General features: G+C 65.2%; 8 protein-coding genes. 7 read left to right on the top strand and 1 reads right to left on the bottom strand.

Going from position 1 to position 7642, the window contains the following annotated elements; all coding sequences use genetic code 11:
- The first annotated feature begins 215 nt into the window (after nt 1-215).
- Nucleotides 216-992, top strand: a complete 777-nt coding sequence (locus U5A58_RS13180; protein ID WP_321909103.1) for an SDR family oxidoreductase — start codon at nt 216-218, stop codon at nt 990-992.
- 65 nt (nt 993-1057) lie between these two features.
- Nucleotides 1058-1498, top strand: a complete 441-nt coding sequence (locus U5A58_RS13175; protein WP_321961736.1) for a thioesterase family protein — start codon at nt 1058-1060, stop codon at nt 1496-1498.
- A 46-nt stretch (nt 1499-1544) separates the two neighbouring features.
- Here U5A58_RS13175 and U5A58_RS13170 read toward each other — a convergent pair whose 3' ends face one another.
- Nucleotides 1545-2117 (bottom strand): LuxR C-terminal-related transcriptional regulator, encoded by a 573-nt coding sequence (locus U5A58_RS13170; RefSeq protein WP_321961735.1) that lies wholly within the window; start codon nt 2115-2117, stop codon nt 1545-1547.
- A 257-nt stretch (nt 2118-2374) separates the two neighbouring features.
- Here U5A58_RS13170 and U5A58_RS13165 point away from each other — a divergent pair, with 257 nt between their 5' ends.
- From U5A58_RS13165 to U5A58_RS13145, 5 genes are all read left to right on the top strand, one after another.
- Nucleotides 2375-3094 carry a CoA transferase subunit A gene (locus tag U5A58_RS13165; RefSeq protein ID WP_321909099.1) on the top strand — a complete coding sequence of 240 codons (720 nt, stop codon included), beginning with the start codon at nt 2375-2377 and terminating at the stop codon, nt 3092-3094.
- Nucleotides 3095-3109: 15 nt separating this feature from the next.
- On the top strand, nt 3110-3751 hold the full coding sequence (locus U5A58_RS13160; RefSeq protein WP_321909097.1) for a CoA transferase subunit B: 642 nt from the start codon (nt 3110-3112) through the stop codon (nt 3749-3751).
- Between the two features lie 170 nt (nt 3752-3921).
- The gene (locus U5A58_RS13155; RefSeq protein WP_321961734.1) at nt 3922-4815 is read left to right on the top strand and encodes an alpha/beta hydrolase; all 894 of its coding nucleotides are present in this window, start codon (nt 3922-3924) and stop codon (nt 4813-4815) included.
- Between the two features lie 96 nt (nt 4816-4911).
- Nucleotides 4912-5265, top strand: coding sequence for a RidA family protein (locus U5A58_RS13150; protein WP_158757491.1), 354 nt, complete (start codon nt 4912-4914; stop codon nt 5263-5265).
- A 98-nt stretch (nt 5266-5363) separates the two neighbouring features.
- Nucleotides 5364-7613 (top strand): bifunctional (p)ppGpp synthetase/guanosine-3',5'-bis(diphosphate) 3'-pyrophosphohydrolase, encoded by a 2250-nt coding sequence (locus U5A58_RS13145; protein ID WP_321934956.1) that lies wholly within the window; start codon nt 5364-5366, stop codon nt 7611-7613.
- Nucleotides 7614-7642: the final 29 nt, after the last annotated feature.

The following is a 7642-nucleotide window of genomic DNA, read 5'->3' as shown; positions in this document are numbered from 1 at the left end:
GCGTGGACCGTATTGCTCTAAAAGACTTGCGGGGGTCATCAATGCTCCTCTTGCCATTAGAATGCTTTTTTCGGGTTCGTATTGTCGGGTAACGTTCCCCGTGCCGCAACCCAACAGGCTAACATTAGCACGACCGTTCTATTCTATGGCGTCAGATTTGGCGTGCCGGTCAGGCCGCGTTCTGGCGCTTATTCACCTCTGAACAGGAACCGGAAATGGGCCGTTCGATCAATCTGGAAGGCAAGGTCGCGATGATCACGGGGGCCTCCAGCGGGCTCGGCAAGCGCTTCGCCCAGGTGCTCTCGCAGGCGGGCGCAAAGGTCGTGCTGGCAAGCCGCCGCGTGGAGCGGCTCAAGGAACTGCGCGCCGAAATCGAGGCGAGCGGGGGCGCCGCCCACGTCGTGTCGCTCGACGTGACCGACTACCAGAGCATTCGCTCGGCGGTCGCGCACGCGGAAACCGAGGCGGGGACCATCGACATCCTCGTCAACAACTCGGGCGTCTCCACGACCCAAAAGCTCGCCGACGTCACGCCCGCCGACTTCGAATACGTGTTCGACACCAACACGCGCGGCGCCTTTTTCGTGGCCCAGGAGGTCGCCAAGCGCATGATCATGCGCGGCAGCGGCGGCCCGAAACCGGCGTACCGCATCATCAATATTGCTTCGGTGGCGGGTCTGCGCGCGCTGCCGCAAATCGGCCTGTACGCGATCAGCAAGGCCGCGGTCGTCCATATGACGAAGGCGATGGCGCTCGAATGGGGGCGTCACGGCATCAACGTGAACGCGATCTGCCCGGGCTACATCGACACGGAGATCAACCATCACCACTGGTCGACGGAGCAGGGGCAAAAGCTCGTCGCGATGCTGCCGCGCCACCGCGTCGGCATGCCCGAAGACCTGGATGGCCTGCTGCTGCTGCTCGCCGCCGACGAGTCGTCGTTCATCAACGGTTCGATCATTACCGCCGACGACGGCTTCGGGCTCACCTGAGTGCAGGCGAGTCCGGCCGCCGGCCGGCATTCCGTTTTTTCGCAACAGCAAGAAGTTGAAGTGCAATGAGTGACTACCACCCCGTTTTTGAGATGACCATGCCGATCCGTTGGGGCGACATGGACGCGTTCGGCCATGTGAACAACACGGTCTACTTCCGCTACATGGAGCAGGTGCGGATTTCCTGGTTCGAGCATCTGGGCGTGGCCGCGGAGAGCGGCGACGGCCAGGGGCCCGTGATCGTCAATGCTTCGATGGAATTCCTCAAGCAGTTGCATTACCCTGGCGACATCGTCTGCACGATGACGGTCGGCCAGCCTGGCCGAAGCAGCTTCGACACCGGTTTCGAGTTGCGCCGCGCCGACGAGCCCGACACGCTGTACGCACGCGGAAACGCGCGCTGCGTGTGGATCGATTACACGGCGGGCAAGTCGGTGCCGATTCCCGACATGCTGCGCGCGACCATCGAGCATGCGGGCCTCGTCAAGTCCGACCGGGTAGGCTGAGCCTGACGTTGCATGCGTGGCAGGCGTGCGCCGGCGGCGCGCGCCTTTACTGGCCGAGCAGCCGCTGCAACAGCTCGGTGGCGTTGCCGGTGTCGTACTTGCGCATGAGGCGCGCGCGATAAACATCCACGGTGCGCGGGCTGATATCGAGAATCCGCCCGATCTGCTTGCTGGTCTTGCCGGTCACGAGCTGCGCGGCAATTTCACGTTCGCGCGGCGTAAGCTCGATGGCTACGCGGCGCGTCGCGCTAAGGTCTTCAAACGTCCAGACGCCCGCCGCGTGCGGCTCGGCGCGGTCGAGCGAGCGCCCCGTGACGTGACACCAGAAGAGCTCACCGCTGGCGCGCTTCATGATGCGGTCGTCGGCGTAGCTGCCTTGCGCCGTCATGATCGGCGGGATGCGCGCGCCTATGCGCTCGAACTCGTCCGCAGAAGGGTAGAGCACCTGGAACGACTGGCCGATCAGCGCTTCGCGTGCGCAGCCGAAGATGGCGGCGACCTGGTCGTTGCAATCGACGATGGTGCGCTCGCGCGCAAGCACGAGGCCGATGGGCGCGAGATGGAACGCGGTCTGGTAGTCGAGAGCGGAGCGTTCGGCGGGTTGGATTGGAGCGGCCATGGCGGACGGTGCGGGTATTGCTTTATGTAGTTTTGCGTATTGTGCCGCAACAGGGGGCCAGCGTACGCTTTGCACCCATCGGAGGGGCAGATTTCAAGGCTTGTGCAGCTCGTTAGAGCCCGTGCGAGCCGCCCGGCCGGGCTGCCGGCTTCACGGCAACGCCACCGGGGCATGACTAGAATTGAGCATCCGGACGCGCTCGACGTCCGCGCGACAAACCGGATTGGCGGATTTCCATTCGAGGAAGGGACACACTGATGAACAAGGTCTATAAAAGCGCGGCTGCCGCGCTCGAAGGCATCGTCAAGGACGGGCAGACATTCGCGGTTGGCGGCTTTGGCCTCTGCGGCATTCCCGAAGCGCTGATCGGCGCACTGCGCGATACGGGCGTGAAGGGCATCACCTGCATCAGCAACAACGCGGGTGTGGACGGCTTCGGCCTCGGCTTGCTGCTGGAGACGCGCCAGATCAAGAAAATGATCTCGTCCTACGTGGGCGAGAACAAGGAATTCGAGCGCCAGTATCTGTCGGGCGAACTCGAACTCGAATTCACGCCGCAAGGCACGCTGGCTGAAAAGCTGCGCGCGGGCGGCGCCGGCATTCCGGCGTTCTTCACGAATACCGGCTTCGGCACGCTGATCGCCGAGGGCAAGGAAACGCGCCAGTTCGGCGACAAGCACTACGTGCTCGAGCATTCGCTCACGGCCGATGTCGCGCTCGTGAAGGCGTGGAAGGCCGACAAGTCGGGCAACCTGGTCTTCCGCCGCACGGCGCGCAACTTCAACCCAATGTGCGCGATGGCCGGCAAGATCACCGTGGCGGAAGTGGAGGAGATCGTCGAGAACGGCGCGCTCGATCCGGACGCCATCCATACGCCGGGCATCTTCGTACAGCGCATCGTGCTCAACGCGCACCCGGAAAAGCGCATCGAACAACGCACCGTGCGCGCCGCAGCCGGCAACGCCGCGAGCAACTGAGCAAGGAGACCGACCATGGCATGGAATCGTGACGAAATGGCCGCGCGCGCGGCGAAGGAACTGCAGGACGGCTTCTACGTGAACCTCGGCATCGGCCTGCCGACGCTCGTGGCCAACCACGTGCCCGCGGGCATGGAAGTGTGGCTGCAGTCGGAAAACGGCCTGCTCGGCATCGGCCCGTTCCCGACCGAAGAAGAAGTGGACGCCGATATGATCAACGCCGGCAAGCAGACCGTGACGACGCTGCCGGGTTCGTCGATTTTCTCGTCGGCGGACTCGTTCGCGATGATTCGCGGCGGCCACATCAACCTGGCGATCCTCGGCGCCATGCAGGTGAGCGAGAAGGGCGACCTGGCCAACTGGATGATCCCCGGCAAGATGATCAAGGGCATGGGCGGCGCGATGGACCTCGTGGCGGGCGTTGGCCGTGTGGTCGTGCTGATGGAGCACGTGGCAAAGGGCGACCAGCACAAGATTCTCGACGCCTGCACGCTGCCGCTGACGGGCGTGGGCGTGGTCGACCTCATCATCACCGATCTCGGCGTGATGGAAGTGAGCGATGCCGGTCTGAAGGTGACCGAGCTGGCGCCGGGCGTGACGGTGGACGAGATCAAGGCCAAGACTGGCGCGCCGCTCGATGTGAGCGCGGTGTCCTGAACGTCGTAGCGTAAGCACGATTGGCGGCGGGCGAGACTTCGGTCTCGCCCGTTTCGTTTTGGCCGTGCTTTTCGGTGCGGGTTGCCTGCGGCTTTGCCACCGATGCCGCGCGGCAAAGCCGTTTACAATCGGCCGAAAGTCTTGATGCGCCTTCGAGTGAGGATTCCGCGATGACCGAATCGACCGCCGTGCCGCGCCAGCAATATGTGCAGTGCCTGAGTCCCGCGGGCCTGCACCGCATCGCGTACACCGAGTGGGGCGACCCCGCCAATCCGCGCGTGCTCGTGTGCGTGCACGGACTCACGCGCTCGGGACGCGACTTCGACCGCTTTGCCGCTGCCATGGCCGACGAATACCGCGTTGTGTGCCCCGACGTAGCCGGGCGCGGTCTCTCATCGTGGCTGCTCGACCCGCGCGGCTACGGCGTCGCGCAGTACGTCGCGGACATGGTCACGTTGATCGCGCGCACCGGCGTGGAGACAGTCGACTGGTTCGGCACTTCGATGGGCGGCCTGATCGGCATGGCGCTCGCGGGGCTGCCGGGCTCGCCCATTGGCCGCATGCTGCTCAACGACATCGGGCCGCATATCGAACCCGCGTCGCTTGCGCGCATCGGCGAGTACGTCGGGCAAGGCGGGTCGTTCGCTACGCTTCAGGAAGGCATCGACAACGCGGCGCTGCTCGCGGCTTCGTTCGGCCCGCTCAGCGCCGAGGAGTGGCGCGAGATCAATACGCCGTTGCTGCACGAAGTGGACGGCCAGTGGCGCTACCGTTACGACCCGCGCATTGCGGAACCCTTTAAGTCGACCACGCCGGAGCAGAACGAAGAGGGCGAGAAGTTTCTGTGGCGCTCGCTCGCTGCGTTCGAGGGGCCCGTGTTTGTCGTGCGCGGAGCGCTTTCGGACCTGCTTTCGCGCGAAACGGTCGCGAAGATGGTCGAGACCGGGCGCAACGTATCGAGCGTCGAAATCGAGGGCGTCGGGCATGCGCCCGCGTTCCTCGCGCCCGACCAGATTGCGATCGCGCGCCGTTTTTTCGACGGCGAGGGCCTTCGCGCGTCATAATATGAGATTCGTCGGCATATTCCGGCGCGCTTGCATGCGCGCTGGGTCGCGCCGGCCTGGAAGTCGACCGTTATTCACTTCTCAACAGGAATTTTCATGGCAGTCATTCGTCACCACGTTGGCCCGCGTCTTTCGGAAACCGCCATCCACAATGGCACCGTCTACCTGGCTGGCCAGATCGCCGAGGACACGAAAGAGGACATCGCCGGCCAGATGCGCGAAGTGCTCGGCCACATCGACCGCCTGCTGGGCGAGGCGAACAGCGACAAGTCGCTGCTTCTCTCGGTGCAGATCTATATCGCCGACATGAAGGATTTCCCCGGCATGAACGCCGAGTGGGACAAGTGGGTGGCGCAAGGCGCGACGCCGCCGCGCGCGACGGTCGAAGCGAAACTCGCGAATCCGGAATGCCTCGTCGAGATCGTCGTGGTGGCTGCGCAGCGCGATTGAGTGTGACTGAGCGCGTATCGTTCAGTCGGCGTAGTTTCACCGAGTGTGTTTGATCCTTTTCGTTGTCGCCCGTCCGGCATGCCGGCGGGCATCGCCTCATGAGTAGCGACACCGTACCTCCCGCCCCCGCGGTTTCCGCCGATACCGGCGCGCTGCCGTCGCTCGACGACGCGCTTGCGTTCGTGCGCGAGCACGCGGGTGACGCACGTCTTTCCACCGGCGAGCCGCTCATCGAGCACGCGCAGGGCACGGCGTCCATCATGAGCCGGCTCAACGTCGATCCGCCTGCGGTGCTCGCCGCGGCGCTCTTCAATCTCGCGCCGCATCTCGACGATCCGGAAGCCACGCTCGAAGCGCGCTTCGGCGCGGAAGTCGCGAAGCTCGTGTTCGACGTGCGCAAGCTGTTGCGGCTTGGCAGCGTGAGCCTGCGGGCGGCGCAGCAGGCCGTGCCCGAAGCCGGCCGCGAAGGGCGCGACGCCCAGGCGGCGCGGCGCGCGCAGGTCGAGTCGCTGCGCAAGATGCTGCTTGCGTTCGCGCAGGACATTCGCGTCGTGCTGATCCGGCTCGCGTCGCGCTTGCAGTCGCTGCGCTTTTATGCGGCGGCCAAGATCACGCCCGCGCCCGAGATCGCGCACGAGTCGCTCGAAATCTACGCGCCGCTCGCCAACCGGCTCGGCATCTGGCAACTGAAGTGGGAACTCGAAGATCTCGCATTCCGCTTTCAGGAGCCCGCTACCTACAAGCGCATCGCGAAGCTGCTCGACGAAAAGCGCGTGGAACGCGAGAGCTACGTGGCCGAGGCGATCGCGCGGCTGCAGAGTGAGCTTGCCGCCGCGCATATCCCCGCCGAGGTGAGCGGGCGGCCCAAGCACATTTACAGCATCTGGAAGAAGATGCGCGGCAAGGAGATCGACTTCTCCGAGCTTTACGATGTGCGCGCGTTCCGCGTGATCGTGCCCGACATCAAGGATTGCTATACGGTGCTCGGCATCGTGCACAACCTGTGGCAACCGGTGCCGAAGGAATTCGACGACTACATCTCGCGACCCAAGCCCAATGGGTATCGCTCGCTGCACACCGTCGTGATCGGCGACGACGGCCGCGCGTTCGAGGTGCAGATCCGCACGCAGGAGATGCACCAGTTCGCCGAGTACGGCGTGGCCGCGCACTGGCGCTACAAGGAGGCCGGTGCGAAGGGCTACGGCGGCCAGTTCAGCGCGAGCAGCAGCTACGACGAGAAGATCGCGTGGCTGCGCCAGCTGCTTGCCTGGAAGGACGATGTCTCGGACGCTCGCCAGCCGTGGGAGCAGTTGCGCCAGGCCACGCTCGACGACGACCACATCTACGTTCTCACGCCCCAGGCGCGCGTGATCGCGCTGCCGCAAGGCGCGACGCCGCTCGACTTCGCGTATCACCTGCACAGCGAACTGGGCCATCGCTGCCGTGGCGCGCGCGTGGACGGCGCGATGGTGCCGCTGAACACCCAGCTTCGCAACGGCCAGACGGTCGAGATCGTCTCGGTGAAGGAGGGCGGGCCGTCGCGCGACTGGCTCAATCCGCAGCTCGGCTATCTGCATAGCCCGCGTGCGCGCCAGAAGGTGCGTGCGTGGTTCAACGCGATCGAGGCGCAGGAAAACATCGCCAACGGCCGCGCGATGGTGGAAAAGACGCTGCAGCGCGAGGGCCGCACGTCGGTCAATCTCGATCAGCTCGCGGCCAAGCTCGGCTTCAAGTCGCCCGACGACCTCTTCAGCGTGGTCGGCAAGGAAGAGTTCAGCCTGCGCAACGTCGAGCACGCATTGCACGACGCGCCCGCGGCCGAGCCCGAGGAGGAAACGCCCGAGCAGCTCACCAAGCGCGCGAGCGGCGCGAACGTCGCGCATGGCGGGTCGTCGGGCGTGCTGGTGGTCGGCGTGGATGCGCTGCTGACCCAGCTCGCGCGCTGTTGCCGGCCCGCGCCGCCCGACGCGATCAGCGGTTTCGTCACGCGCGGCAAGGGCATGTCGATCCATCGCAGCGATTGCCCGACGTTCCTGCGCATGGCCGACCGTGCGCCCGAGCGCGTGCTGCACACCACCTGGTCGGCTGACGTGATGGGCGGGCGCGGCCAGTCGGTCTACCCGGTCGATATTTCGATCGAAGCCACCGACCGCCAGGGTTTGCTGCGTGACATCTCCGAAGTGTTCGCGCGCGAGAAGATGAACGTGATCGGCGTGAAGACGCAGTCGCGCCGCAATGCGGCGTACATGCAGTTCACGGTGGAAGTGTCGAATTCCGCGCAGATCCAGCGCGCCTGCGTGCTGCTGGGCGAGGTGGGCGGGGTGCAGCGGGCGTCGCGCAAGGGCTGAGGCGGGCAGAATTGGCGCGCTGCAAAAAA

Source organism: Paraburkholderia sp. J7, assembly GCF_905220155.1.
Classification (GTDB): Bacteria; Pseudomonadota; Gammaproteobacteria; order Burkholderiales; family Burkholderiaceae; genus Paraburkholderia.
The sequence above is the reverse complement of the archived record's forward strand: the minus strand, read 5'-3'. Positions and strand labels throughout refer to the sequence as shown.

What these genes read in the sequence shown, in the direction of transcription:
- U5A58_RS13180 (WP_321909103.1), top strand. Translation starts at nt 216, where the DNA reads ATGGGCCGTTCGATCAATCTGGAAGGCAAGGTCGCGATGATCACGGGG.
- U5A58_RS13175 (WP_321961736.1), top strand. Translation starts at nt 1,058, where the DNA reads ATGAGTGACTACCACCCCGTTTTTGAGATGACCATGCCGATCCGTTGG.
- U5A58_RS13170 (WP_321961735.1), bottom strand. Translation starts at nt 2,117, where the DNA reads ATGGCCGCTCCAATCCAACCCGCCGAACGCTCCGCTCTCGACTACCAG.
- U5A58_RS13165 (WP_321909099.1), top strand. Translation starts at nt 2,375, where the DNA reads ATGAACAAGGTCTATAAAAGCGCGGCTGCCGCGCTCGAAGGCATCGTC.
- U5A58_RS13160 (WP_321909097.1), top strand. Translation starts at nt 3,110, where the DNA reads ATGGCATGGAATCGTGACGAAATGGCCGCGCGCGCGGCGAAGGAACTG.
- U5A58_RS13155 (WP_321961734.1), top strand. Translation starts at nt 3,922, where the DNA reads ATGACCGAATCGACCGCCGTGCCGCGCCAGCAATATGTGCAGTGCCTG.
- U5A58_RS13150 (WP_158757491.1), top strand. Translation starts at nt 4,912, where the DNA reads ATGGCAGTCATTCGTCACCACGTTGGCCCGCGTCTTTCGGAAACCGCC.
- U5A58_RS13145 (WP_321934956.1), top strand. Translation starts at nt 5,364, where the DNA reads ATGAGTAGCGACACCGTACCTCCCGCCCCCGCGGTTTCCGCCGATACC.